Below are 26992 nucleotides of genomic sequence, written 5' to 3' on the forward strand. Positions count from 1 at the left end.
TTGTGGCATTATCTGCGACGGTATTAATAAGTGGCTGTGGCGACAGGACCAAACGCGCCTATGCGGAGGCCGCGCAAGCGCAGGCGTTGCTTGACGCGGGTGACCTGCAAGGCGCGCAAATCGCGATCGCGCGGGCCATTTCGCTACGCGGCGACCAGATCGAATTCCAGTTGCTCAACGGGCGGATCAACTATCAGCGCAAGGATTATCAGGGCGCGTTTGAGGCCTATAGCCTGGCGCTGTCGATCGACCCGATGAACCCCGAAGCGTTGCAAGCGGTATCGCAGATCGGCGCGTCGATGGGCCGGGAGGCGGAATCGACCGCGGCCACCAATCGCATCCTGTCGAACGATCCGAACAATCTTCCGGCCTTGCTGGTCAAGGGTGTCCAGTTGCTCGGCCGCAAGGATATCGACGGGGCGCAGGCAGTCGGCGAACAGATGCTGAAGGTCGATCCTAAGAACGAAGCCGGCATGGTGCTGAAGGCCCGCGCGATGTTCCTCAACAACCAGCAACCGGAAGCGCTGGCCTTGCTGCGCGACGGGCTGAAGCAGATCGGCCCAACCCAGATGATCGTGTCGGCGCTGCTCGAATGCGCCCGCGATCAGGGCGATTCCTGAGGTCATGCTGCAGCAATTCAAAGCGCTTAGCGAGATCGTACCGGACAATATCGACCTGACGATCGACGAGGCCAACCTCGACTACAAGCTCGGCCGGAAAGACGACGCGAACGGGCGAGTATGGGCATTGCTGGCCAAGCATGGCGGAGATCACGACGCGATGGATCGCCTGAAGGATTTGTGGGCGGAATATGATTCGTCGCCGCTCGATGCCAATCAGATTTCCACCCTCGCCAGCGATGGCGCGCCGGTCGCACGGCTGATGGTGGCGCGGTTCTATCTCGCTGCGAACGATTCCAAGACGGCCCGCGCGTTGGTCGGATCGTTGCCCGGCGGCGAGGCAGACGGGCTGCGCGCCAAGATCACGTACAAGGAAAGCGGCGGATCCGATGCCTCGGCGGCCGAGGCCGTGCTGGCGACCGACAAGAACAATTGCGACGCGCTGGCGGTTCGCGCGTCCGACGCGATCCGCCGCGGCCAGCCATCGACGGCGGTCGTCGCCGCGCAGGAAATCGCCAGCCAATGCCCGGATCGCGACGGGTTCGATCTGCTCGCGCAGGCCTACCGCAGCAAGGGCGACAATGCCGGGGTTCGCCGCGCCTTCCTCGACGGCACGCGCGCCCGGCCGCTCGATACCGCGCCCGTCGCGCATTACGTGACGTGGCTGGTCAGCACCGGCGACGCCGACGGCGCGGCCGACGTCGCCCGCCGGCTGACCCAGCGCGCACCCGCCAAGGTGAGCGGCTGGCTGCTGCTGGCGGCCGCCTGCGGGCGCACGACGCAGCCGCTATGCGTCGAGGATGCGAAGGCCGGCGAAGCGACCGCGCGCAAGACGTTCTCGATCGATCTGCCCCCGGGCGAGCGCCGGCCCAGTCCGTTGTTGGGCAGCAGCTGGCGGTGAATGCGGGCGGCGCGCCACCGCCCGACAGCGTGGAATTCCTGGACCTGCATTTCGCGCGGATGGAACTCGATCAGGCAGCGCGATGGGTGCTCGCTGCGTTGGCCGCGCCGCGCTTCAAATACGTCGTTACGCCGAACGTCGACCACGTCGTCCGTCTGCACAACAATGCCGGCGCGCCCTGGCACGCAGCGTTCGTCGCGGCCGAGCGCGATGCCGATCTCTGCATCAACGATAGCCGCATCCTGGCGAAGCTCGCTGGCCTGTCGGGCCTCTCGCTGCCGGTGGTGCCAGGCAGCGACCTGACGCGCATCCTGATCGAAGCTGGTGTTTCATCGGGTACGAAGGTCGCGCTGATCGGCGGTCGCGACACCGACGCAGCGTGGCTGCAATCCCAACTCACCACCGCCGAGGTGCTGCATTTCGAACCGCCGTTCGGCGTATTGCACGATCCCGACGCTCAGCAGTCGATCGTCGATTTCGTCGAAGCCGAGCAACCCAACCTGACGCTCTTCGCGATCGGCGCACCGCAAAGCGAGATCGTCGCGCACCAGATTCGGGAACGCGGCAAGGCGCGCGGTGTCGCATTGTGCATCGGCGCGTCGATCGAGTTCCTGACCGGCGCCAAGCGCCGCGCGCCGCGCGTTATGCAGCGGATGGGGCTCGAATGGGCGTTCCGCCTGCTCAGCGAGCCGCGCCGCTTGTGGCGCCGCTACTTGATAGAAGGTCCGCCGATCTTCGCGATTTGGTGGCGGTGGCGCGGCGCGCGACGGGGGGTCACGTCCCCGCCGCCTTGAACACCGCGGCTGCGCGAGGATAGGTGCCGAACGCGAAGGCGAAGCTCGCCGCGCCGGTCGTCGTCCGCGTGCCGACCGCGATGCCGTAGCTTTCGCCCTGATACGCACCGCTGCCTTCGTCGATCAGCGTCGTGCCGCTGCCGGCGGTCGCCGGGGTGATCGACGTGCCGCCATATTCGCCGAAGAACGCGACGGCGATACCGTTTGCCGGCACGGTCAGACCGCCGGTCGCGTGTGGACTCGCTTCGCTGGTCGGCGCCGATCCGTCGCTCGCCGGGCTTAGTTGCTGCATCGTCGCGTCGGCATTCTTCACCACGCCCCACGACAGGGTCGATTGTCCCGCCCATGTCGGCAAGGTGACCACGACGTTCCGCACACCGGTCGCAGTGATCGGGACGGTCCAGATCGACAACTGACCGCTGAAATCGGTGGTCTGTTTCACCAGCCGCGTGGCGCTCACGCCGCCAACGCTGATGCCGGTCGGCGCCGCGGCGGGGCTGTAGATCGCGAGCAGACCGATGCCGACATTGTCGAATGCGAGCCCGGTATAGGTATGCACGGAATCGGCCGGCTGGACGTTCATCACGTCTTGATGCGCATAGGTCGCCGGCGTCACGTTGGCAGTGGTTGTATAGGTGATCGTCCGCGTTTCGCCGCCGATCGTCAGGTCGATGCTGACCGCCGTGCTGTTCAGTGCGCTGAGCGGAATCGCGATATCGAGCACGTCGCCATTGTAGATCGCTCGGCCATCCCCGCTGTTAGTGCCGACGACCGAGCTTGCGATGCCGCCGTTCAGCGCGATGGTTGTCCCGGTCGGGCCACTCACGCTGGCACCCGATGTCAGGCCGGCATGCGCGATACCCTTGATTATCACACGCCGCGTGATCGTCGCCCCAGGGGTCAGATTGGTTTCGCTGGTTGGCCAGGACGATCCGTACATGGAACTGCTGTTGGTGCGGCTCTGGTCGCGGATCGTGTCGATCGCCGCTTTGTAAACTTGATAGGCGCGATACTGGCCTGACGTGATGACGCTCGCACCAGGCGTCAGGTGCAACTTGTCGCTCGCGTTGATCATCGCATCGACCAGCGCCGGATCACGGAAGTCGGGATGCTCGCCGAGGGGAATATAATAGTCGGCGAAGGTCGAGCGCACCGACGGAGTACGCAGCCGCGAAACATAGTCCGACCATAACGGCATGAAGGCGCCATAGCTGGGATGCCCCGGATGATAGGGCGGCGGGGCGACCACCCCGAGCTTGATCCCCGCTCCTCGTACGGTAGGCGCATAGGCCAACCATTTCGCGATCGTGTTGTCGACCGAGAAGGTGCCGAGGTCGTTGCTGCCCAGCATCGCCGTCAGCAGCTGCGGGCCGAACGCGACGTCGTCGCTGCGATGATCGAGCAAGGTGTTGCCGGTCGGCGAGCCCGTGTCCGCCCCCTCGAGCGGCGGACCGCTATATGCCGCCCCGCCGACCGTCCGGCTCGCCTGCGCGCGGACATGGATCGTCACCGCCGCATTGGCCGGATCGTCGGCATAGGTGTAGCTGTAGAAAGCGTCGCGATTGGTCGATTGGTCGGGGGTCGTGCTGGTTTGACTATCGCCCTCGATCACCATATTGGTGATCACGAACGGCACGGCGGCGGTACCCGAGCGGCGTGTCGCCAGATCGGGGATCGAGAGGCCCATGCCCGACATCAGAGGAAGGCCCCGACGGTGGCGGGAGCCTTGTCTCTCAGAGTATTTGTCATAGTGTCACCCTTCCGAAAAGGGCGTGTCGCACGATGCAGCGCTACGCCCTAAAGGCGTATAAATAAATGCGCAGGTATCGTGTAGGAAAGCATAATATAACCTATTAGGTTATAATCTTGACAGCCGTCAGAACGATGCCGCCCCATAGCGCAAGGCTGAGCCCCACGATCGTCGCGATGCGCAGCGGCATCGGCCACCTGCGATCCTCCGCCGCGGCCTGCGCCTCAACCGGATTGACATTCGCGTCGGCGATGCGTGCGGCTAGTTGCTCCTGCAGCAACACCGCCGGCGACATGGGCAACTCGCCATCGGCCGTCCGCGGCGACTGGTAATCGGCTTGCACGGCGTCTTCCACCGGCGTGGTCGGCGCTGGGTCAACCAGCTTGCGTTGTGCGCTCATCGGCTCGATCTCCGGTCGCGGCCCCCTTGCCGCAGAGGACAGACGATAGCGGCGAAGTCCTTAAGACAAACTTTCGCCCAGGCGCGGCTGCCTTCCTAAGAATCCGATCGCGAGGTGCGCCGCCATTCGGTCTCGCGCCCGCGCAGAAATCCGAGATAGATGGGCAGCTTCCACAGGATATAGAGCGGCGCCTTGAGCAAGGCCGCCCCGCTCAACCAGCGCTGCCCGCCGTGCAGCCATGCCGCGAAAGTCACGCATAGTGCTGCCGCGAATATCGCCGCGAGGGTGATCGCCGGCACCAGACTCGCGCCGACCAGCGCCAGCACGATGGCCACGCCCAACGACGCCGTCGCGACCGCCAACAGCAACGCAAGCGGAGGTACGAGTAAATGGCTCGCCAACAGAATTTCCTTCGCCGACAAACGCCGCAACCCCGACCCCAGCAGCGGCAAGGCGGCGTTCCGCGCCGTATCGAGGAAGCCATGCTCCCACCGTGTGCGCTGCGCCAGTGCCGCATCCTCGGGCGGCGGGGCGCTGGATACCGAAGCACCCTCGACCAGCAACGTCGCATGCCCGGCCCGCACCAGCGTGATGCCAAGCCCGAGATCCTCGACCAGCGACCCCGAACCGAGATCGGCGTCGGCAAACAACGTCCAGGGGAACGCCATGCCGGTCCCGGTCAGCAGCGCCGACCCGCCCATCCGCGTCATGCCGCGCGAGCGATAGAGGTTCTTCACCACCATCGCGAAGCCGGAGATCTGCGTCATCGGCGGCGCGGTACGATCGGGCGCGATCAGGTTGATCGCCTGAGCGGGCTGACCGCGCATCGCGCGCGCGGTCAGCGCCGCGACGCTGCCCGGCGCCAGGCGGCAATCGGCGTCGAGCACGATCACGACGTCGCACGCCCCCGTCGCGGCGATATGGTCGCGGCCGAACGCCAGCGCGTAGCCCTTGCCACGCGCAATGGCGTCATGGCGTTCGATCACCTCGGCGCCGGCCGCTCGCGCCACCGCTGCGGTATCGTCGGAGCAATTGTCGGCGACCACCAGGATGCGAGCATCGCTGGCGACGGCTTTCAACGCTTCGATCGTCGGCGCGATACCAGCCGCCTCGTCATGCGCCGGAATCAGCACCACCACTCGGCCCGTCGTCGTCCCAGCGACAGACCGCCGGGAATTGGCCAGCCCGACCGCCACCTCCAGCGAAAAGATCGCCAGCGGCACGCCGGCCGCCAATGCCAGCATCCAAGCGACGATCGACAGGATCACTACGCAGCCTTCCGCCGCTCGAGCAGTCCGACGATGAACGACCGATAGCGCGCGGCGATTGACGGCCAGCCGAACTCGGCCGATCGCGGATCCTGCGGACCGCGCCCGGTCGCCAGCGCGCGGCGCAGCGCGTCCGCCACGGCGTCTAGATTCTCGGTATCGCACAACGTGTCGCGATCGCCGACGATCCACCGCAACCGCGGCGTATCATGGCCGACGATCGGCAACCCGCTCGCCATCGCTTCGACGAAGACGTTACCGAACGATTCGAGCAGCGACATGTGCAGGAACGCGTCGGCCGAGGCATAAAGCCGCGGCATGTCCGGAGCGGTCAGCGTCAGCCGCTTGAACCGGCCCGGCAACAATTGCGCCGCCAGCGCATCGACCTCCGCCCGCAACGGCCCGTCACCGGCGACCACCAGATATGCATCGGGCAGCTTCGCGACCGCACGAATGCCGTCCGCCACGCGCTTGGTGTCGATGAACGCGCTGACCATCAGAACGATTGGCACGCCCTCCGGCAGACCGAGCCCGGCGCGATCCGGCTCGACCGCCTTGTAACGCTCCAGCACGATGCCGTTGGGGATCAGCGCGGTCGGCCAGCGATCCTTGTTCTCGGCTTCGTAATCCGGATTCGTGCAGACCAGTCCGTCACAACGAAACAGGCGATATTCGGATTTGCCGCTCCGCGCCGGCCAGTCGCCGTTCTGCGTGACATAAATCTGCAGCGGCGATTTCCCGAACGTCGGCCGCCGCAGGGCGAGGTGCGAGAACGGAAAGTTGCACGTGATCGCGACGTCGTAATCCTTCGGGCGATACTTGGTCAGCAGCGTCGTTCCGAAGGTCGCGTCTTCCCACGCTGTGTCGGACCGGAACGGTGGGAATTGCGGCGCTTTTTCGAAGCGCTTGCGATCGACGATCGGCACGTGGACATAGCGATAGGGTTCGTCCGGCCGCTCCGGCCCACCGCCCATCACCGTCACGTCGTCCCCGCCCCGCGCCAGTTCGCGCGCGACGGCCAACAGCGCCACTTCGGCGCCACGATCCTGGGCATGAAAGCCCGGCAAGGCAAACAGGATGCGCATGCGCGATTGATACCCCCTACGCGTCGCTTGCGCCCGCGAAACTCGATCGCTCAATGCCATTCAATTGTTGTTGCAGGCAATATGGCAAAGTGTGCTGTGTCGATTCGTGACAACGCAGTGGCATTGACTTCGCCCGGCGGTGCGTTAGCGAAATAGAGGGGTCGCCGGTCGGCGCGACGAACCGATCATCGGCCCGCTGGGGAGCAAGTGAAGCGATGGAAACTGTCTGGGATTGGGTGACGATCATCTGCTTTGGCGGCCTGGTCGTCCTAATGCTGCAGCGGTCCGTCGAAGAGCGTACGCGCGATCATTTGATGGAATATCTGTTCCCAGCGCTCGGCTGTGCCGTCGCCAATTATCTGGGTAACCATTATTCCGATATCGGCGCGGCCGCGGTGCTGGTGCTGGTCGCCGTCTACGTGTTCAAGGTGCTGAAATTCCCGCCGATCGGCCCCAATAAGATGGACGGCCCCGACCGGCCGTAACGGGTCGTTTCGACCGCCGGCGTCCCATTTCAGGGTTAATGGCGCGATCGTAATTCTGGACTCGTCGATCCGACACCGATAGCCGCTTTGGCCGAGACGCGGAGTCGCGCGTTGGTGGAGCGTGACGTTTTGGCAGCAACGACATCCCGGGTTCGCGAACCGATGCCGGTGAGGCCCCGGCCCGCCGCCAGGCATCGTCCGCGCATGCCCAAAACGGGTGACGAGATGCTGCTCGTTTCGTCATTCGACGGCGGACGACGAGGTAGCGCTAAAACGAACAATGGCGCGACCACTCGCGGTGCGGCGCGTTACGCGTGGCTGGCCACGGCGATGCTGTTCGTCATCGCAGCCTCACTACTCGTTCACGGTGACGTGCGGCCGGGCGCGGTCGCGTCGAAACGATCGTCGACCGCCACCATTGCGGTGCCGCCCTCCGCCGAGGAGGTCCGAACGCTGCTGACCAATACGCCGCTTGCGATCGCGCCGAGCGATGCGCTGGCGATCAACGCCGCCCGCCCGCTCGATGGTATGCCGACCAGTTTCGCGCGGCCGTTCTTCATCCCGACGGCGTCGATGGTCGGACCCAATAATGGTGCGGCGGCTGCGCTCGATTGCCTGACCCAGGCGATCTATTACGAGGCTGCCAGCGAGAGCGAAACCGGCCAGCGCGCGGTGGCGCAAGTGGTGCTGAACCGCATGCGCAGCCCGATCTTCCCGCACACGGTCTGCGGCGTCGTGTACCAGGGATCGCAGCAGCGCACCGGGTGCCAGTTCAGCTTCACGTGCGACGGCAGCCTGGCGCGACGCCCGAGCATCGGCGGCTGGGCGCAGGCGCGGAGGATCGCGCTCGCGGCGCTGTCGGGCAGCGTCGAGCGATCGGTCGGCCTGTCGACGCACTACCACGCCAACTACGTCGTGCCCTATTGGGCCGGATCGCTCGACAAGGTGGCGACGATCGGCGCACACATCTTCTACACGATGCGTGGCGGCCTCGGTCGGCCGCCGGGATTCGGGGAACGCTACAATGCGAGCGCTGAGGCACCGCCGGTCGTGCTGCCGATCGTCGATCCCAATGCGGATCCTGCCGCGGAGCTGGTCGGTGTCAATCGCGGCGGCGAGACGACCGACCCCGCCGGGTTGCTGTCACCCAACCGCACGATCGTGAAGGACGACTTGCTCGGCGCCCCGGCACGCCCGGATCCGGTCGCCGTCTCGCCGAAGCCGGCGTTGCGCGCCGACGAGGATCGCGGCGTCCTCGTCGTCGATAGGAACAAGGGCTTGGGCAAATAGATATCGGCCGGCGTCGGCAAACGGGGGAATTGTCATGAGTAACGTGTCGGCGGAAACGCTGAAATCGACGATCGAGGAATATGCGCACGGATCGGATCATCCCGATCTGCAAGTCTATCGGCGCGACATCGACGACAAAGATTGGGACCGGTTCAGCTGGTGGATCGGCCACGTCGCCGAACTCGGCCACTTCTATGGCGGAAAGCGCATCCTGGAGGTCGGCTGCGGGTTCGGCTGGGACGCGCTCGCTCTCTCCAAGGAGACCGACTCGACCGTCGTCGCGATGGATATCCTGCCCTCGATGATCGACGGCGTGCAGCAGTGCCTGACGCAACTGCGTGTCAAGGGCGGCGTCGCGAAGGTCGAGGCGATGGTCGGCGACGTCTGCGAGGTCGATCTGCCCGCCCAATCGTTCGACGGCATCTTCAGCAGCGAGGCTGTCGAGCACGTCCACAGTCTGGAAGCGATGTACGCGCGCTGCTTCGCGCTGCTCAAACCCGGCGGGCGTCTCGTGATCGTCAACGACAGCAACGCGTACAACGCGGCGTTTCGCGAGCGGAATTTCACGATGTGGGCCGAACGCGACTCGTCGTGGGAGCATGCCACCTGGCTGAAGGAAGAAGTGCGACCGATCGAGCACGCCAACGCCGAACCCTATGGCGCAATGCGCGAGCGCATGATCCGCGCCGTCGAACCCGGAATGGGCGACGATGCCGTCGCCAAGCTGGTCCACGCGACCGCCGGCTTGATCCGCCCGGAAATCGAACAGGCGGCGCACGACTTCAAGGCCAACGGCAAGCTGCCCGTGCGCCCCGAACTGTCATGGTGCCGCAATCCGGAAACCGGCGAATATGCCGAGCGCCTGCTCGATCCGTTCGCGATGCAGAAAGGCCTGCGCGACGCTGGGTTCAAGGTCAGCCTGCAGCACCTCTATCGCAAGTTCCCGTTCCGGTTGGCGAACAATGTCGGCATCCATGCGGTGAACAAATTGCTGTTCAAGCAGAACCCGCTGTTCGTGCTCGTGGCGCAAAAACCACTGAAGAACTAAGGGCGGTGCTCAGCCGGTCGGCGCGTCGTTGAACAACCCGATCAGCGGACGTGCCGCATCGGGATAGAAGAACTGGCCGAATTGCTGCGACGGTGTTTGCCGGGCGAGATCGTCGCGCAGCGACGGCTCGCGCGACAGCCGGCCCAAGGCGTCTTCGAGCTGTCGCCAATTGCCGGGCTCGAACAGCAGGCCGGTGCGCCCTTCCTCGACGACTTCGGGGATCCCCGCGACGCGGCTTGCGACGACCGGAATGCCCATCGCCAGCGCTTCGATCAGCACGATCGGCAGGCCTTCCATGAAGCTTGCCAGCACCAGGATATCCGCCTTGGCGATCGCCTCCAGCGTATCCCGTTCGGTCGCGGCGCCGGCGAATGTCACGCGATCGCGCACGTCGAGTTCGGTGACTAGCGCTTCGAGCGTAACGCGTTGCGGTCCATCGCCGACCAACGTCAGATGCATGTCGGCGCCGGCCCGAGTCAAACGCTGAACCACCCCGATCAGTCCGGCGTGACCCTTTTCGGCCGACAGCCGGCCGACGCAGATGAGCTTCAACGCACCGCTTCGCGAATGACGATCGGCGACCGGCAGGCTCGCGGGATCGATCGCGCATCGCACCACGGCGAGCTTCTTCCAGATTTCCGGCAACGTCAGCCGCATCGCCTGCGCCATGCCGAAATAGGAAACGCACGCGGCGAAATCCGCGCGCTCGAGCTTCGCCGGGAGCAGCCATCCGGCGGGATAGTCGAATTCCGAAATACCATGCAGCGTCAGGCTCCATGGCAGCCCGCGGAAATGCGCAGCCAACATGCCGACCGTCGCACCGGCATTGGCGAAATGCGCATGCAGCCGCGTCACGCCATCGCGTTCGAGCCGATCGGCCAGCACGATCGCTTCGAGAAAATGGAAAACGCACAGCAGCAACGCGCGTAGTCCCGGCACGCGGTGACCGAAGGCGAGCTTCAGCGTGCTGAAATAGCGGACAGGATGCTTGGCGAGCGCCTTGATATTGGTCCCGACGAAGGAAGACGCCGATGCTTGCTGGATGACGAAGGTGTGATCGCGCTCGGCCTGAGCATCGCTGTCGTCCGCCGACACGCCGGTCTTGCGTACGCTATAGGTACGGATGTCCAGGCCGGCGTCACGCAACGTCGCGACCTCCCTGCGGATGAACGTGTGCGATATCCCAGGATATTCGCTGACCAGATAGCCAATGATCATATCGCCCCGGCCGATATCCTATTTGTAGGTGATGGTGCCGCCGGGCGATCCGCTAGCCAAGCGCCCCCCATAGCGCAACGCCCCGAGCAGCTCGGCATAGCGCATCGTCACGGTCAGCACGGCCCGGCGCATGCCCCACTTCGCGCCGAGCCGTATCAGTTGGAGCAAGCTCAGCACCGGCCAGAGCAGGATCGCCGCCGGATGAACGACCACCGCCGCCACGATGCTGACCAGCGGCAGCACGCCCGCCCAAACGACGGCGCGCGCGAGTTCGCGGGCGTAGAGCCCACTCCCTCCGGACCGCGTCGCGCGCCACGTCTGCGCATAGCCGAAACCGCTACGTACGCCGCGATTCCACCATTGGCTGAAGTGGAAGGTCGCTGCATCGTGGATCGTCATCGGCGCGTCGAGCCGCATCACGCGCCAGTTGGCCTTGCGCAACCGGCTGCACAATTCGGGCTCCTCGCCCGCGATGATCCTGGGGTCGAACCCGCCGGCCTGGCGATAGGCGTCGGCCCGCATCATCGAATCGCCACCGCACGCTTCGGCCTCACCCACCGGCGTATCCCATTCGAGATCGGCGAGCGCGTTGTAGAACGACGCTTCCGGGTGACGTTCGCGCCGGCGGCCGCACACCGCCGCGAAGTCAGGATGCGTCGAGAGGAAATCGGCCCCGGCATCGAGCCAGCCCGGCTCCATCTCGCAATCGCCGTCGATGAACATCACGAAGTCGGTATCCGGAAAGCGATCGAACAGCATCGCGACGCCTTCCGCCCGCGCCCGCGCCGCGGTGAACGGCCTGGCCATGTCGAGCGCGAGCACGATCGCCCCGGCCGATTCCGCCGCCGCCTGGCTGCCATCGGTCGAGGCGCTGTCGACATAGACGACCGGCATGCCCAGCGGCATCGACGCAAGACAACGGATCAGCCGCTCACCTTCGTTACGGCCGATCGCGACGATGCCGATCTGCGCCGTGTCAGCCATGCACCGTCGCGCCCAATGCCCACCATTGCTGGAACGTCGGAACCAGGCCTGCAAAGCCGAGCAGCCACTTCAGCACGACGGCACCCGCGGCGATCGCGACGGTCATGCCCAGATCGTCACCCAGCGACCCCATCCGTTCGCTGCGCAACGCGATCGAGATCGCGAGCCACCGGCTTGCCTCGGCGACGAGCAATACGATCAGACCGGCGAAGATCCCGTATTGCGGCACGAAGAACGGCAGCCCGACGATCAATACGCCGAACTTCGCGACGTTGCCGAATGCTCCAGCCTTGGGCCGGTCAAGCCCGAGCAACGCGGACTCGCCGAACGATGCCAGCACCGAGAACCACACGCTGACAAGCAGCACCGGCAACATGAATGCCGCGGCGTGATACCGCGCGTCGTACAGCGTCAGGACGAGGCGGTCGGAGCCGACCAGCGCAACCGTCATCGCCAACGCGATTCCGCCGAGCGCCAAGCGCCGATTGTGCCGGAAGCTGGCAGCGATATCGCTCGAACTGTTGCGGAGCTCGACAACCTTGGGAAAGACGAGGAAGCCGCCCAGGCGCTGCGCCAGCGCCACGAGCAGATCGGCAAAAGTTCGCGCGACGCCGTACACGCCGACCAACGACAGCGGCAACACCGCGGCAAAATAGATGCGGTCGGTGCTCATCGACGCGAAATAAACGGCGGTTGCGAGGAATATCCATTTTCCGAAATGCAGGATCTCGGCGAGGTATTTCCGATGCAGCGTCGGTTTCGGGATCCGGAACGGCGCGAACGCGAACGTCATTGCGGTCGAGAACAGCATTCCGAGCACGAGTCCCCAGACCAACGCCCAGATATTCCCCCACATGATCGCCAGGACGACGGTGATCGCGCTGACCACGATCGCGCAGACGACGTCGTACACGCCGCGCTGCCCCAGACGCATGTCACGCTGCATCAGGAAGATGTCCGGCGATTGCAGGCCGGTCAGCAGGAAACCCAGGCTGACCAGCGAGAAGATCGGCAACAGCGAAGCGTTGTTATAAGCGTGCGCGATCGGCGCCGCGGCCGCCAGCGCGACCAACGCCAGCAGGACGCCGCGCATCAATTGCACGGTCCAGGCGGTGTCCAGGAATACCGGATCGGCCGAATGCTGGCTACGAACGACGCTCTGGCCGATGCCGATGTCGGACAACAGCTCCATGCCCGTCCTCATCGTGTTGATCAGCAGCATGATCCCGAACATTTCGGGCGCCAGCAAACGAGCGAGGATGACGTTGGTGACCAACCGAACGCCCTGTTGCAGGCCAAACGGTACGGTCAGCCAGATCGCCTGGCGCGCAAGACGTCCACGCCACAATCCCATGGCGGACGAAATCAGTCTATTGGGGGTAGCCGTTCCGTTCATGTACTCGCCTACGCGGAACGCCGCCCGATTGTGGAGATGCGGCCGGATCGTAGCACACCGCCGGCCTTCATGCAGAATTCCGTCACCATGCGTCCCCGATCGATCTCTTCTTATCGTCCCAAAGATTCAATTTTGTGTTGCGACGAAGCGCCTGTGCCACGTTGGAGGTCATGCCGGAACTGCGGAATGACATCCGGCAGCACGGCACTGGCATGCGACGCGTCGCGTTCTGGACAGCTGTCCTCAGGAAACGGCGGGCCGACTCATCGTATTGATCGGCCTAACGGGAGCCTTAGGCTTGGGCGCCGGACGCCCGGCGTTTCGCGCGGCCCTTATCTCGCCACCGATCAGCGCCATGCACACCATTAGCAGCGCGAGCACGTTATAGGTGAATGCCGCGAATTCGAAATTGTTGTGCACGACGTTCAGCGCCATCGCCACGCCAGCGCCGAGCACGATCTCGCCCCCAGGGCTGCGTTTATTGGTGAACGCAAACCATAACCCCCTGACCGCTGGCAGGACGAGCATAAGGATGAAGGCCAGTTCCCCGAACAATCCCGTTTCCGCGCGCGCGAGGAGATAGGCGTTATGCACCGGCATCGACCGATCGTTGACCTGCCATGGCACACCCGCCCGCGCGGCGTAGCCATCGCGATTGGACACCAGCACGAACTGGTTTGCGCCGACGCCGAACGGATGGTTCGCCGCCATCGCCTTCGCCGCCTTTTCGAACGAATTGCGTTCGTCTTCCTGCGTGATGACCGATTTACCTCCGAAACGGTGGTTCAACGTCATCAGCGAAAACGGCGCCGCTACCGCTAACGCCAACACGCCTGCGCCGATGATCGTCATCTTGGTCGGGGTAACCCGACGCGCGAGCGACAGGATCATCAGGATGACGACTCCGCTACCTGCCAGCACCAAGGCACCGCGCGATCCGCCGCCGGCGATGATGATCAACGCGGCAACGATCCCCGCCATCTGCAACTTGCTTCGGCTACCCGACAACAACGATGCCAGCAGCAGCAACAACGACACTTCGGTCAACATGCCCAGAATGTTCTGGTGCGCCATCGTACCCGGCGCCTGAACGACGCCGTGCAGCTTCTGCCAGATCACGAAGCCGGCCTGCACCATCAGACCCAGCCCGCAACCGTTGAGCAGCCCCTGCCGCAGATCGGGCCGAAAACATTCGCCGCCAATCGCCGAAAATAGCAACAGCATGCGCGCGAACTGCCAGACCGCGAACACACTCGCCATCGGCACGGATGCCGGCATCATCGAAACCGTCAATGCTACGGCGTAAACGGCGAACACGCCCCAGAACGGCAGGTTACCGCGCACCGGGCGGCGCGTCATGACCAAAGCGAGCGCCAGCGCGTCGGCCGGTGAAATTGCGATACCGCGTACCGTACCGAACCAGCCCGGCCAGCCGATGATGAACCCTTCCAGCCTAATCTCGTCACCGAGAAACAGCAGCGCGCCAAGCACTGTAAACGCCCAGACTCGACGGTGCGGATACGACTTGAGCAGTCCCAGGATCAGCGGGAAGCTCAACAGCACCAGAAAAAAGATGACGAGGGTCATGCCTGGGTCGAATCTCTCGATACAAAAAACACGGCGATCACCGACTACACCGATTCGCCGCTAATCGACATAGCGCAGAAGTGGGCGGAAGGGGTGAATAGCCGCAAGCACCGTCCGCGCGATGATCGGGCCGGCCGCCCCGATCACGAACAATATCGCTACCACGACCACGAACATCGCGCCTTCGTGCGGCACGACGCGGAGGATCGCGATCTTGCCGATGCCGATGAAGATCGTGTTCAGCAGGTAGATCGCCATCGAATAACGGCCGATCGTCAGGAAGAAGCGGTCGCCCTCCCAGAAATCCTGGAGGAATAGGCCGTGGAGCGCCGGGATGGACGCCAATCCGCACACCAGCAGTGCGAACGGATTGCCGAGGAAGAAGTAGCAAAGCACACCCATCAGCGCGAGCGCCGGGAGATAGAGCATCTTCATCGCGGGCAACGTGCGCTCGCGATATAAGGCGATAAACCCGCCGACCGCGAAGAAGAGGAAATATGTCGCGATCCGGGCCGCGTAATAGGCTTCGGGCAGAGCAAAGCACCAACCCACGGCGCCGATAATCAGCAGAATCGCGATGTGTCGCCCGCCGATCCGCCAGAGGATCGGGGTCACGACACTGTAGATGAACAGGACAAGCAGGTACCAGATCGACAGACTGGGGTTGTCGGGAGTGTTCGCGACGACCTTCGCGATACCGCTGCCGATGCCGTTCACACCATCGTCCACCGGGCCAAGGCTGGCGGCGACGTACTTGCCGATGACCACGAGCAGTCCGAACACGATGAACGGGATCATCAATCGATCAAAGCGTTTCCAAACGTACGTGGCCGGCGCTTTGTAGAAGCGATCCACCGCACCGATCGAGAAGAACACGAAGCCGCTCAGATACATGAAGAACGGCATATGGAATTCGTAGACGACGGCGACCGACACGTAGAACCACAAGGGTGCGTTCATCAGCGCCCCCCCCGGCCAGATGGCCCCAGACGACGAACAGGATGCCCAAACCCTTCGAGCGATCGATGTCGAGCATCCGTTCGTTTGCCGCGGGTCCGGCCGTCGGAACTCGCTCTGGGCCGCCATCGCTCACCGTTGCGATCTGATCGGCATCGCGCGACGTCATCGTCAAAAACGGAACTCGCTGGGACGAAGCGGCGAGTCGGCGCGCGCGAACAGCAAGTCGATCTGAACCAGCGGCCCCGAGGGACGGCTGAAACCCGATATCTCGGTCGGCAACCAGCCGCGCTCGGCCATCCACGCGACGACCTCGGGCATTAGCGGCGCGCCCTTGTTATAGGGCAGCATCGCGACTTCGAGTTGCACCAGCGACGCGCGCTCCAGCACCTTGGCCCCACCCGCGAGGATTTTTAACTCGGCACCCTGCACGTCGATCTTGAGAAACGGCGCGGCGACGGTCGTGAGGAAATCGGCGGCCACTTCGTCGAGCGTATGCGTCGTTACCGTCTTGCGTTCACGCGGGGCGTTGCTGGCCTCCGCGAAGATCGAGGACCCGGTGCCCATTTCGTAGAACGAGACTTCCTCGCCAGACGTTGCGGACAAAACGCCGCCATAGACCGACAGATCGGACCGCGTCGCCGCATAGCTCTCGAGTGCCGGCAGCAACGCCGCCTGCCCTTCGACCATCAGGCTCGGTTTTTGGCCCAACACCTTGTTCGCGAGCCGCGTCCAATTGCCGTGATACGCACCGACATCGATATAGCCGTCGGGCGCGAACCCCAGTCCGGCGAGGCGCCGATAGGTCGTTTCCTCGAAATTGCGACTGACGAGATCGGCGACGCCCAACCGCGCATCGGTATCGAGTCGCGCATAAACAGAAGGGATCAGCCGTCGGGTGAGAGCCTTGAACATCAGCGGCCGCGCGACGGGGTCGGCTGCGCCTCAATACGCATTGTCATGCTTGATCACCTTTACCGTCGCGGCCAGGATCGCGAGGTCGCCGAAAAACGTCCAATTCTGCAGATATTCGAGGTCGCACCGCAACCGGCCTTCCAGATCCTCGCGCTTTTCGGTCGATCCGCGATAGCCGCGGATCTGCGCAAGGCCGGTGATACCGGGCTTCGATGCGTGCCGCATCCAGTAATGCTGCGACACTTCCCAGAACAACTGGTCGCCGGCGGTCGATGCGGTGGCGTGCGGGCGCGGCCCGACCAGGCTCATATTGCCAAGCAGCACGTTGAAGAGCTGCGGCAGCTCGTCGATGCTCGTCGCGCGAATGAACTTGCCGACGCGCGTGACGCGCTGATCGTTACGGCTCGCCGACACCGAACCCGTCGCGTCGGTCTGCGCAAGATTCATCGATCGGAACTTGTAGATCTTGAACGGGCGGCTGCTGCGGCCGATGCGGGTTTGTGCGAACAACGCCGGCCCTTTGGAATCGAGCCGGATCGCGATCGCCACGACGATCAGCAGCGGGGCGAGCAGGATCAACGCGGGGATCGTCAGCGCCAGGTCGAGCAACCGCTTCTGAACACGGCTCGAAAGACTGAGCGGCCCGAGCGACAGGATCAGCGTATCGGCATCGCCCAGCCTACCCAGACCGACGGCGCCATGGATATCGCCCGTCGAGACCAATAGTTCGACGCTAGCCCCCGTCGCCTTGAGCGCGGTGATCCAGGCCTCGCGATGTTCTTCTGCGACGCTGAGGTAAATCTTGTCGTAGGGATCGACGAGCTCACCTACCCGCGCCACACGATCAGGATTGGCCAGATCGGGCCGCAGCCCGAGGTCCTTGACGTCGAGTACTTCGCAAATCGTCGCGCCTTCTACGGGCGCGCCATCGACGATCAGCAAACACCGCTCGGCAACACTGTCGAGCGCCCACCGGATCAACCCGGCGATGATGGCGCGGCCGACCAGGATAAGTATCGCGGTGATCATGACCGAATAGACGAAGGCCAGCCGCGACATCACCGCACCGACCTGCGCAAGGAAAGCAAAGGTCACGATGATCAGCGACGTCGCACCGAAAGCACCCAACGCGGCGCGCGCGGACTCGACATAGTCGCTGAGGCATTTGACGCTGTACGCCCCGTACGCCAGCCCGAACGAGACAAAGAACGGCAACGCGCCGAGTGCGAGCGGAATACCGTTTAGAGCAAGACCCTGACCGCCGCGGATCAGACTGGCGAGCCAGAAGCCGGTAACGATCGCCAGCACGTCGAGCGAGAGACACAGCGCATACAGCCGCATCCGCCGCCGCTCCATCGAGCCGCGATCAGCTGTCAGTATTGTCTGTGATACGGCCATATCCAAAGGAAGTGCCTGCCCCGCTATGAACCCTGAATGTCCGCTTCGGCCATGCCCCAACTCAGGTATGTTCGCAAACGTCACGAAGCCGTTAACGACGAAATTGGCACAACATTATGACGCGACGAGTGTATAAGCGCCGTCGCCGTACGGAATCGGGACAATGCGCCGGAGCGGTTACGAAATCCGCCGAGCGAACGTTATTCGACACCGTCGATCAGGGTGGAATGCCTTGCGCGGGTCTGCGCCACACGATAGCCCGACCCCAACCCAGGGGGATGTATGACGGCGTTCGAACAACGTGTGCTGGTGACCGGCGGGGCGGGTTTCATCGGATCGCATCTGTGCGATCGGTTGATCGAGCGCGGTGCCGAGGTGCTGTGCGTCGACAATTTCTATACCGGCCGGCTGCGCAACGTCGCGCATCTGCGCAACAACCCGTCGTTCGAGATCCTACGCCACGACGTGACCTTCCCGCTGTCGGTCGAGGTCGATCAGATCTACAACCTCGCCTGCCCCGCCTCGCCGGTCCATTACCAGTTCGATCCCGTCCAGACGACCAAGACAAGCGTTATGGGCGCGATCAACATGCTCGGCCTTGCCAAGCGGCTGAAGGTCAAGGTGCTGCAGGCATCGACCAGCGAAGTCTATGGCGATCCGACGATGCATCCGCAGCGCGAAGAATATTGGGGCAACGTCAACCCGATCGGTCCGCGCTCCTGCTACGACGAAGGCAAGCGCTGCGCCGAGACTTTGTTCTTCGACTATCACCGCCAGCATGGCACCGAGATCAAGGTCATGCGGATTTTCAACACCTATGGCCCGCGCATGCACCCCAATGACGGGCGCGTGGTGTCAAACTTCATCGTCCAGGCGCTGACCGGCACGCCGATCACGCTGTACGGCGACGGCCAACAGACGCGCTCGTTCTGTTACGTCGACGATCTCGTCGCCGGCATGATGGCGCTGATGGATACGCCGGCGGACGTGACGGGGCCGATCAATATCGGCAACCCGGTCGAATTCACGATGCGGGAGCTGGCTGAACTGGTACGCGAGTTGATCGGGTCGAGCGTCGAGCTCGTCCATCATCCGCTGCCGCAAGACGATCCCCGTCAACGTCAGCCGGACATCTCCCAGGCGAAAGCCAAATTGTCGTGGGAGCCACGCGTACCGTTGAAGGACGGACTGGCAAAGACGATCGCCTATTTCGACGGCCTGCTCAAAGAAATCGACGGAGCGCCGAATCGAGCTTGAGGCTCGCACGGAACTTTCGTCGATTCCCGACGTTTCATTTCACACGACGTTGCCGCGACCCAGTCGGCGCGCTCGCTGATATCGGCGAAGTAACCGCTCGGGCGAACAGCCTTGGGCACACTTTGTTGTGCGCCGGTCCCAAATCCTAATGCGCAAATAACCATCGAAAGGGCCGGATTAAGCCGAGTTGTGCGTTGCACAAGACGAGTTTCGGGACTTGGAATTGGCTTCGACGCGATCGCCGCTAAACGTGGTAAACAATTACAAACACTCCGTTTAACTGGGTTTTTACGTCATCTCGTCCATGTTTTTGGGCATGCTATCGCGCGCCCTCCGTTCGTCAGGCCATTGCGCCTTTTTGCTTGCAGCCTTTGCCTTATCGGCATGCGGCGGCGCAGGTGGATCGCCGGGTGTGACCGCAGTTGCGAACGATCCGACCCCTACGCCAACTCCGACCCCGACCCCAGGGGCAACGGCAACGCCCACGCCTACGCCGACTACCGCCGGCATTGCCGCGCCATCGCTGCAGGGGCTGGCAAAAGTGTCGTCCGGCATTCAGCTGCAGGACTATCTACAAGCATCTTGGGGCACCGGCGATCTTCCGGGATCGATGGCACCCGACGATGTGGGAGCATTCCGCTTCAACTGCGCACCGTCGCACAACGCCTATAACGATCCGATTGTATATCCGGGGCAACCGGGAAAATCGCACCTCCATACCTTCTTCGGCAATACCAAGGCCGACGCCAATTCTACCTATGACTCGTTGCGGACGTCCGGTGACAGCACTTGCAACGACATGCTCAACCGTTCGGCCTATTGGGTCCCGGCGATGATGAACGGCGCTGGCAAGGTCGTGATGCCCGACGGCCTGGCGGTCTACTACAAGCGCTATCCGGTGACCGACGTGCGCTGCACCACCTATGCGACGGCATGCCTGCCGCTGCCCCGCGGCCTGCGCTACATCTTCGGGTACAATATGCTCGATCCGGCCAGCACGCCGACCGACACTACCAAGCGTTGGTGGAACTGCGATGGCGCCGGCGCCACGACCGGTCACTTCGCGACGATCGCGGAGGCGTTGCGCGGCTGCCCGACCGGCGATCGCATCGGTGCCGTTCTGGTGGCGCCCGATTGCTGGAACGGTACGCAACTCGACAGCCCGGACCATCGCAGCCACATGGCGTACCGCGTACAGGACGGCCAGGGACACGCCGTCTGCCCGAAAACCCACCCCTACATCATCCCCGAATTCCAGCTCGGCGTTTGGTATTCGACCGACGCGACCACGAAGAACTGGTACCTCGCCTCGGATCGCATGGCCGGTATGGCCGACATGGAACCGGGTTCGACCATTCACGCCGATTGGTTCGGTGCCTGGGAAGACAGCGTGATCGATCTCTGGACCGCGAATTGCATCAACAAGATGCTGAGCTGTTCGGGCGGTGACCTCGGCAACGGTCAGCAGCTCAAGATGCTGGCTGGGTACGACGCTACGACGACCACCACCTTGGCCGATATTCCAGTCAAACCCTGACGGGCTATACGACCTTGACAAAGGGCGGCTGCGTTTCGACGCGGCCGCCCTTTTGTTTTGGTGCGAAGATTAGAATCGAAACTCAATCACTTAGCTAAGCCCCACGATTCCAAGGCTTTCGAATGGACGGATTCCGCCGATCATGGTAAATGAACCGTTGCGCACGCATTGCGCATCGGGCGAGGGTGAATGGTCCAGACATTGTTTCTGGTGGCGTTGGCCGCGACGTTCGCGGGCTATGCGACGTACCTTGCGGGGCTGCGGCGCAACCTGGTGGAGCCCAACCGCGCATCCTGGCTGATCTGGTCCGCCGCCACTGCGGTGGAAGCATCGACCTATGCCGCGGTCAATCCCGACGGCATCCAGCGCTGGGTATTCCTGTTCGCCGCCTTCGCCTGCGTCGCGATCACGGTCGCTCTGTGGCGCCGATCGGCGTGGAGCGCGCCGTCCCGGATCGAGGGCTTCTGCATCGCGGCCAGCCTGGCCGCGCTGATCATCTGGGCGCTGTTCCGCGACGCCTTCTGGGCGCACATGCTGGTGGTCGCCGCGGTCCCCGTCAGCTTCTGGCCGACATGGGCGAGCGTCGCCGCCGACCGCCGCCGCGAATGGTCGCCGGCCTGGGCACTGTGGACCCTCGGCGATCTTGCGACGCTGATGCTGGCGGCGCGCACCCCCGGCAGCCCGGTCGGCGAATATGCCTATATCCTCGTCGAACTGCTGTGCCACGCCAGCATGTGGTTCATGGTCGGGCTGGTAACGATCAACCCCCTGCGTTCGCTCGGGCGGCGAAACGGACGCTTCTACCTGCTCGACGCGGTCCGTACGCCCGCCAATCTGTTCAAGGTGACCGAAACGCACCTCGGCAAGGCAGTAGTCGCGGCGCAACGCTTTGCCGAGGGCGAGCGCCTGATCGAATTCACGGGCCGCCGCTTTCGCGCTGATCGCGTACCCACCTTGATGCGCGGAGCGTCGGATCGCTTCGTTCAAGTCACGCCGGATCATTTCATGGGACCGTCAGGGCGGATCGACGACCTCGTCAATCACAGCTGTGCGCCCAACGCGGGACTACGCTTCGCCGATAACGGCGTGTTCCTCGTCGCGATCCGCGAGATCGCTGCGGGCGAGGAAATCACCTGGGATTATTCCACGACGCTCGCGCAGTCGAACTGGCACATGATCTGCCAGTGCCGCGCGCCCGATTGCCGTCGCGTGATCGGCAACTTCGCCACTCTCAGCGCTGAACGGCAGGAGTGGTTTCGGGCAGAAAACCTCGTACCACCGTATCTGCGGCGGACGGACGACATCGCCAATGAAAGGGCCGCCTAGGACGCCCGCCAGTCTCTCGATGAGACGGACCGTTGCTCGATTACCTTGACGAAACAATCCAATATCTTACCGTGGCGTTAAGGGAACTCCGAGTCCCGCCCGGGTTGCACGGCGAACATCAGCCTTTCTATTGTGCAATAGGGGATTACCATGACCGTATACAAATCACTTGCGATGATCGCTGCCGGCGGTCTGGCGCTCGTCGCGATGCCGGCATCCGCCCAAACCATCACCAACGGCTTCACCTTCGCGGTCGCCAACGATGGCGCCGGGTCGCCCAACGGTAACCATTATCACTCCAACACCGGTGGCTCGTTCGGCAACCCGGCGGGCAAGGCCGAGGTCGGCATGTATTCGACCGAAGTCGTGCGCGGACTGTCGGAGTATAATCTGACCGGCCTGACGTCGTCGCCGACGGCGTTCGTCACGTTCGACGTCTACAAAGCGGGCGGCTTGTTCTCAGGCGTCAACGACACGCCGTTCACCGGGCCGATCACGATCTACGCCTATCAGGGCAACAATCTCGAAGACATCAGCGACTTCCAGGCGGCGGCCGTCGCCACGATCGGTACATTCAACGTCAGCCCCGGTTCGACGCCCGTCGGCAGCATCTTCAGCTTCGACATTACGAGCGTGTTCAACCAGGCGATCGCCAATAACTGGAATTCGCTCGGCATCCGGCTGCAGGCCAACAGCCTGACCGCGAGTCAGGCATGGACATTCCAGGATTTCCGCCTGACTTCCAACAATCAGACCACCGGCGGTGCTGTGCCGGAGCCTGCGACGTGGGCGATGATGCTGCTCGGGTTCGGCGCGATCGGCGGAACGCTTCGCCGCCGTTCGGTGACGACCCGCGTGCGCTACGCCTGACGCGTTGCGTCTGAAGGTAAGCGGGGCGGCAGCGGACACGCTTGCCGCCCCATTTTTATGCTGCAACGTCGGTTTCGACAGTCTCGGCCGGCGACGCACGTAACGTCAGACGCGCTACCGCGCCGAATCCGACACCGGCGCTTTCGAGCCGCAACGAGCCGTCCATCGCGACCATCGAATTGGCGCACCAGTGGAGGCCCAATCCGCCCGATTTGTGATCGCGCGTCGAAAAACCGCGTTGGAACAGATTGGGCGCGTCGGCGGGGTCGAACCCCTCCCCCCGTATCGCGGATCGCGATTTCGACGCGACCGTCGCGTGTGTCGTCGATCGTCACGGTGATGTTGCCCGACCCGCTGACCGCGGCGATCGCCTCCGCCGCGTTGGAGAACAGGTTGCCGATCACTTGGCTCAGCAGCACGCGGTTGGCGAGCACCGGATGGCTCTTCGCCGGGAAGCCGAACATGATCGATGCGCCGCCGCCCGAATGCCGCGCGATCGTCGCGTTCTGGGCGATGATCTGGGTCGCGTCGCAAGTTTCAAGGCCGGGGCGTTCGTGCGCGAGTTGCTGTTGGGCGCCGATTATCTCTAGCGCCTGACGCATCGCATCGCGCGCGATCTCGAGCTGATCGCGCCGATCGGTGCGCTGGCGGTCCTCGGCATCGAGCGCGGCATTGGTGAAGGCGACGAGCTTGGCGCGCCGATCCACGGCCAGATCACCGCTGGCGAGTTCCGTCATAACCTTATCGAGCATCGCGCGATCGACCAGCGGCAGACCGATCTCGGCGCTCAGGATCGTCGTGACCGGGTTGAGCGCATTACGAACGTTGTGCATCACCGCCACCGCGCTTTCGGAGCGGCCGAGCTCGAAGCTCTGCACTTCGACCTGTTCGCGTAGATCCTTAAGTTGGGCGAGCATCGAATTGAAATTGCGTCCCAACGACGCGATCTCGTCGCTGCGTGTCGTGTCGACTTCGAGCGCGCTCAGCGAACCGGAATCGCGAACGCGCTGCATGTGCTCCTCTACCCGCCCGAGTGGATCCAGCACGAGTTGCTTGGTCATCCGGCTGAGCACGGTGAGCACGATCGCGAGCAGGATCGTCGATCCCAATACCGCCAACCACAGCATGTGCCGACCGAGCAACGACACGTCGCGCGGGACGGCGAAACTCGCGGCGGCGACCGGGCCACCATCGGCGCCCGGTACGGGAACCGCGATCCGCATCGTATCGGCACCCGTCACAATCATCGCTTGGCCGGTCGCGGCGAATTCCAGCTGCGCCGGCACTTGGAGCAATTGGCCGAGTTGCGCCGACGTGATCCGCCGCGCCATGACGACATAGCCGCGCGGAGCGCCGCTGCCATCGCTGCGACGTACTTGCGCCACCCCGACCGCGGCAACCACTTGCCCGAGCCGCAAGTAGAAATGCCCGGAACTGCCCGATCGCATCACTCCCTCGAACGGGATAGCGCGGATCGCGGCAAGCATCGCATCGCGCAGGTCGTTGCGTTCCTCGCCCGACTTGGCATCGACCCAACGGGCAATCACCGGGCTCTTGTCGGGGCGCAGATATGCCATGCCATCGACTTCGAGGTTGGCCATCGCGAGCCGGGAAAAGCTTTCTTCCTCAAATGCTTTGGTCGGCTTCACGATATAGTCGTAGCTTGAGTTCCAGTCGCCATAGTCGCGCACCGAGCTTTCGACCTTGGCGGCGAAATCGTTGAGCGTTGCGCGCGTGCGTTCGATATGGCCGTCGATCGATTGGCGTTCGAGCGCGTTGAAGCTGGGCGTGATGACCGCAGCGAGCAGCAAAGTCAGCGCGATCGATCCGATCACCCCGACCCCGGCCAGGATGATGAGCAGCTTGCCGGCCAGCGAAGCCTTTCGCGTTCGCGCGACGATGGCGCGAATGCTCGCCATCAGCCGTTGGTTCCGTCGCCCGGCAGGACCGCGAATTCGTCGCCGTCGAGATCGTCCTCACCACCGATGAAGCGCTCGTTCGCCAAGGCCTTGGCTTCTTCTGCTGGCACCGGACGGGAAAAATAATAGCCCTGCAAATGGCTTGCGCCGGCGACGCGGAGCGCTTGGACTTGCGCTTCGGTCTCGACCCCCTCCGCCACGACGCCGAGCCCCAGCGCCTTGCCGAGATGGACGATCGATTGGACGATGGCGGCGCTTTCGCGTTCGCGGCCCATGCCGTCGATGAAGCTCTTGTCGATCTTTAGGCAGTCGAGCGCGAACTTGCGGATGTTGTAGAGCGACGAATAGCCGGTCCCGAAATCGTCGAGCGCGATGCGGAAGCCCATCTGGCGCAGCTTGTAGAGCGTTTCCGCCGCGCGTTCGGCATTGTCGAAGATCGCGGTTTCCGTGATCTCGATCTGCACGCGATTGGGTGAAATTCCAGCGCGTTGTACGCGTTCCATCACATAGCCGACGAAGTTCTGGCGGCGGAACTGGCGCGGCGAGAAGTTGATCGACACGTACTGGCCCGGCCAGTCCACGAGAACCGTCAGCGCTTCGTCGAGCACCCAGTCGCCGAGTTCGTGGATCAGATTCGATTCCTCGGCGATCGGGATGAACAACGCCGGGCTGATCGGGCCGAATTCCTCGGTCCGCCAGCGCAGCAGCGCTTCGAAGCCGACCACTTCCATCGCGTCGCCCGCGACGATCGGTTGATAGGCGAGACTCAGTTCGCCCTGCGCGATCGCCTGACTCAACCCGCCCTCGATACGGCGACGGAAGCGGACGCTTTCGTCCATCGAATCGTTGTACAAACGCACGACGCTGCGTCCCGATTTCTTGGCGTCGTTGAGCGCGAGATCGGCGCGGCGCATGGTATCGACCGGATCGCGTACCTCGTCGCCCGACACGACGACCAGGCCGACCGACGCCGCACCCTGGACCGAATGGCCGAAGATGCGGAAGCTCGCCGCGCACGCCGCGACGATGCGATCGCACGCCATCACCGCCGCCTCTTCGCCGGCGGTGTCGAACAGCACGCCGAACTCGTCGCCGCCCAGGCGCGCGACGACCGCGCCTTCCGGCACGTTCTGCTGCAAGACCGTACAGATCGCGCGGATCAGTTCGTCGCCTGCCAGATGGCCCAGCGTGTCGTTGACCAGCTTGAAGCGATCGAGATCGACCATCGCGGCGGCGAACATCCCGCCGCTCCGCACCTTTTCGGCCAGCGCGCGAACGAAGGCCAGCCGGTTGGGCGCTTCGGTCAGCGAGTCATGCGTCGCGAGGTGCAGCGCCTTCGATTCATTGGCGGCGAGTTCGATCGCCTGCTGGTTCAGTTTCGCCATCGCATCGGCGAGTTCGCGATCGACCTGCCAGCGATGCCCGAGTGCCGTTGCGGTCTGGACGATCTCGGCGATTTCGAACGGCTTGGCGATGTAGAAGATCTTGTCGGCCGGCCCCGCCGCCTTCGAAATCTCGATCGGCGAGAAATCGGAGAAGCCGGTAACGATAACTAGGTTGATGTCGGGGTCGAGCGCGCGGATGCGCGTCGCGGTTTCCTTGCCGTCGATGCCGGGCGGCATGCGCACGTCGATGAACGCGACCGCGAACGGATTGCCCGCGGCGATCGCCGCCTCGACTTCGGCCACGGCGTCGAGCCCCTGGCTGCAATGTATGGCATCGAACTGGATCGCGTCGGCATCATCGCTCGGCAGGATCGGTGCGTCCTCGCCGAACAGCTCCGTCGCCATGTCATGAAGCGCGGTCGCGCTCGCCGTATCCGCGCGCGCGAAGCAGCGCCGGTAGGAGTCATGGACGGCCGGTTCGTCGTCGACGATCAGAATGCGCAACTGTCCTACCCCTCGTTCGGGCATCGCCTACACGAGCCCCCAATGATGTTGCCGAGGCGTAAGCAGGTAGGGTTAACGAGGCGTAAAAGGGGGCGGAC

23 protein-coding genes are annotated in these 26992 nt (G+C 63.8%); 10 read left to right on the top strand and 13 right to left on the bottom strand.

Features of this window, described 5'->3' with window-relative positions; all coding sequences use genetic code 11:
* The first annotated feature begins 2 nt into the window (after nt 1-2).
* From FPZ24_RS11585 to FPZ24_RS11595, 3 genes are read left to right on the top strand one after another with little or no spacing between them, the layout of a single operon-like run.
* Nucleotides 3-620, top strand: coding sequence for a tetratricopeptide repeat protein (locus tag FPZ24_RS11585; protein WP_146572140.1), 618 nt, complete (start codon nt 3-5; stop codon nt 618-620).
* A 4-nt stretch (nt 621-624) separates the two neighbouring features.
* Complete coding sequence (locus FPZ24_RS11590) at nt 625-1521, top strand: tetratricopeptide repeat protein (protein ID WP_146572142.1); 897 nt, start codon at nt 625-627, stop codon at nt 1519-1521.
* On the top strand, nt 1518-2315 hold the full coding sequence (locus FPZ24_RS11595; RefSeq protein WP_186728793.1) for a WecB/TagA/CpsF family glycosyltransferase: 798 nt from the start codon (nt 1518-1520) through the stop codon (nt 2313-2315). The genes FPZ24_RS11590 and FPZ24_RS11595 overlap by 4 nt, the downstream gene beginning before the upstream one ends.
* Here FPZ24_RS11595 and FPZ24_RS11600 read toward each other — a convergent pair.
* From FPZ24_RS11600 to FPZ24_RS11615, 4 genes are all read right to left on the bottom strand, one after another.
* Nucleotides 2296-4011, bottom strand: coding sequence for an SGNH/GDSL hydrolase family protein (locus FPZ24_RS11600; RefSeq protein WP_186728795.1), 1716 nt, complete (start codon nt 4009-4011; stop codon nt 2296-2298). The genes FPZ24_RS11595 and FPZ24_RS11600 overlap by 20 nt on opposite strands.
* Before the next feature lie 157 nt (nt 4012-4168).
* Complete coding sequence (locus FPZ24_RS11605; RefSeq protein WP_146572149.1) at nt 4169-4465, bottom strand: hypothetical protein; 297 nt, start codon at nt 4463-4465, stop codon at nt 4169-4171.
* A 95-nt stretch (nt 4466-4560) separates the two neighbouring features.
* A complete protein-coding gene (locus FPZ24_RS11610) occupies nt 4561-5733 on the bottom strand; it encodes a glycosyltransferase family 2 protein (protein ID WP_240047438.1) in 1173 nt (390 codons plus the stop codon).
* Complete coding sequence (locus tag FPZ24_RS11615; RefSeq protein ID WP_146572151.1) at nt 5733-6818, bottom strand: glycosyltransferase family 4 protein; 1086 nt, start codon at nt 6816-6818, stop codon at nt 5733-5735. The genes FPZ24_RS11610 and FPZ24_RS11615 overlap by 1 nt, the downstream gene beginning before the upstream one ends.
* A 215-nt stretch (nt 6819-7033) precedes the next feature.
* Between FPZ24_RS11615 and FPZ24_RS11620 the strand changes: the two genes are divergently transcribed.
* From FPZ24_RS11620 to FPZ24_RS11630, 3 genes are all read left to right on the top strand, one after another.
* Nucleotides 7034-7303: an XrtV sorting system accessory protein gene (locus tag FPZ24_RS11620; RefSeq protein ID WP_146572153.1), complete on the top strand. Its 270-nt coding sequence runs from the start codon at nt 7034-7036 to the stop codon at nt 7301-7303.
* Between the two features lie 204 nt (nt 7304-7507).
* Nucleotides 7508-8593, top strand: a complete 1086-nt coding sequence (locus tag FPZ24_RS11625) for a cell wall hydrolase (protein ID WP_240047439.1) — start codon at nt 7508-7510, stop codon at nt 8591-8593.
* Between the two features lie 34 nt (nt 8594-8627).
* Entirely contained in the window at nt 8628-9641 is a 1014-nt protein-coding gene (locus FPZ24_RS11630; protein ID WP_146572155.1) for a class I SAM-dependent methyltransferase, read from the top strand.
* A gap of 9 nt (nt 9642-9650) precedes the next feature.
* Here the strand turns inward: FPZ24_RS11630 and FPZ24_RS11635 are convergent, their stop codons facing one another.
* From FPZ24_RS11635 to FPZ24_RS11665, 7 genes are all read right to left on the bottom strand, one after another.
* Complete coding sequence (locus FPZ24_RS11635) at nt 9651-10859, bottom strand: glycosyltransferase (protein ID WP_146572157.1); 1209 nt, start codon at nt 10857-10859, stop codon at nt 9651-9653.
* A gap of 18 nt (nt 10860-10877) precedes the next feature.
* Nucleotides 10878-11843 carry a glycosyltransferase gene (locus FPZ24_RS11640; RefSeq protein WP_146572159.1) on the bottom strand — a complete coding sequence of 322 codons (966 nt, stop codon included), beginning with the start codon at nt 11841-11843 and terminating at the stop codon, nt 10878-10880.
* Complete coding sequence (locus FPZ24_RS11645; RefSeq protein WP_146572161.1) at nt 11836-13239, bottom strand: oligosaccharide flippase family protein; 1404 nt, start codon at nt 13237-13239, stop codon at nt 11836-11838. Before FPZ24_RS11645 ends, FPZ24_RS11640 begins: the two co-directional genes overlap by 8 nt.
* A 243-nt stretch (nt 13240-13482) precedes the next feature.
* On the bottom strand, nt 13483-14826 hold the full coding sequence (locus tag FPZ24_RS11650) for an O-antigen ligase family protein (RefSeq protein WP_146572163.1): 1344 nt from the start codon (nt 14824-14826) through the stop codon (nt 13483-13485).
* A gap of 60 nt (nt 14827-14886) precedes the next feature.
* Nucleotides 14887-15786, bottom strand: coding sequence for an acyltransferase family protein (locus tag FPZ24_RS11655; protein ID WP_186728796.1), 900 nt, complete (start codon nt 15784-15786; stop codon nt 14887-14889).
* A 168-nt stretch (nt 15787-15954) separates the two neighbouring features.
* Nucleotides 15955-16698: an FkbM family methyltransferase gene (locus FPZ24_RS11660; RefSeq protein ID WP_146572168.1), complete on the bottom strand. Its 744-nt coding sequence runs from the start codon at nt 16696-16698 to the stop codon at nt 15955-15957.
* Between the two features lie 30 nt (nt 16699-16728).
* Entirely contained in the window at nt 16729-18039 is a 1311-nt protein-coding gene (locus FPZ24_RS11665; RefSeq protein WP_186728799.1) for an exopolysaccharide biosynthesis polyprenyl glycosylphosphotransferase, read from the bottom strand.
* Between the two features lie 339 nt (nt 18040-18378).
* Between FPZ24_RS11665 and FPZ24_RS11670 the strand changes: the two genes are divergently transcribed.
* The 4 genes from FPZ24_RS11670 (at nt 18379) to FPZ24_RS11690 (ending at nt 23086) form a co-directional block, all read left to right on the top strand.
* Nucleotides 18379-19353 carry a UDP-glucuronic acid decarboxylase family protein gene (locus FPZ24_RS11670; RefSeq protein WP_146572173.1) on the top strand — a complete coding sequence of 325 codons (975 nt, stop codon included), beginning with the start codon at nt 18379-18381 and terminating at the stop codon, nt 19351-19353.
* A gap of 541 nt (nt 19354-19894) precedes the next feature.
* Nucleotides 19895-20890: a DUF1996 domain-containing protein gene (locus FPZ24_RS11680; RefSeq protein WP_146572177.1), complete on the top strand. Its 996-nt coding sequence runs from the start codon at nt 19895-19897 to the stop codon at nt 20888-20890.
* A 189-nt stretch (nt 20891-21079) separates the two neighbouring features.
* Nucleotides 21080-22216 (top strand): SET domain-containing protein, encoded by a 1137-nt coding sequence (locus FPZ24_RS11685; RefSeq protein ID WP_146572179.1) that lies wholly within the window; start codon nt 21080-21082, stop codon nt 22214-22216.
* 150 nt (nt 22217-22366) lie between these two features.
* Nucleotides 22367-23086 (top strand): PEPxxWA-CTERM sorting domain-containing protein, encoded by a 720-nt coding sequence (locus tag FPZ24_RS11690; RefSeq protein WP_240047440.1) that lies wholly within the window; start codon nt 22367-22369, stop codon nt 23084-23086.
* Here the strand turns inward: FPZ24_RS11690 and FPZ24_RS11695 are convergent.
* The gene (locus tag FPZ24_RS11695; RefSeq protein ID WP_240047441.1) at nt 23077-25005 is read right to left on the bottom strand and encodes a CHASE4 domain-containing protein; all 1929 of its coding nucleotides are present in this window, start codon (nt 25003-25005) and stop codon (nt 23077-23079) included. The two genes, FPZ24_RS11690 and FPZ24_RS11695, sit on opposite strands and share 10 nt — an antisense overlap.
* Nucleotides 25005-26918: a putative bifunctional diguanylate cyclase/phosphodiesterase gene (locus FPZ24_RS11700; protein WP_146572181.1), complete on the bottom strand. Its 1914-nt coding sequence runs from the start codon at nt 26916-26918 to the stop codon at nt 25005-25007. Before FPZ24_RS11700 ends, FPZ24_RS11695 begins: the two co-directional genes overlap by 1 nt.
* Nucleotides 26919-26992 lie beyond the last annotated feature (74 nt).

Source organism: Sphingomonas panacisoli, assembly GCF_007859635.1.
Taxonomy (GTDB): Bacteria; Pseudomonadota; Alphaproteobacteria; order Sphingomonadales; family Sphingomonadaceae; genus Sphingomonas; species Sphingomonas panacisoli.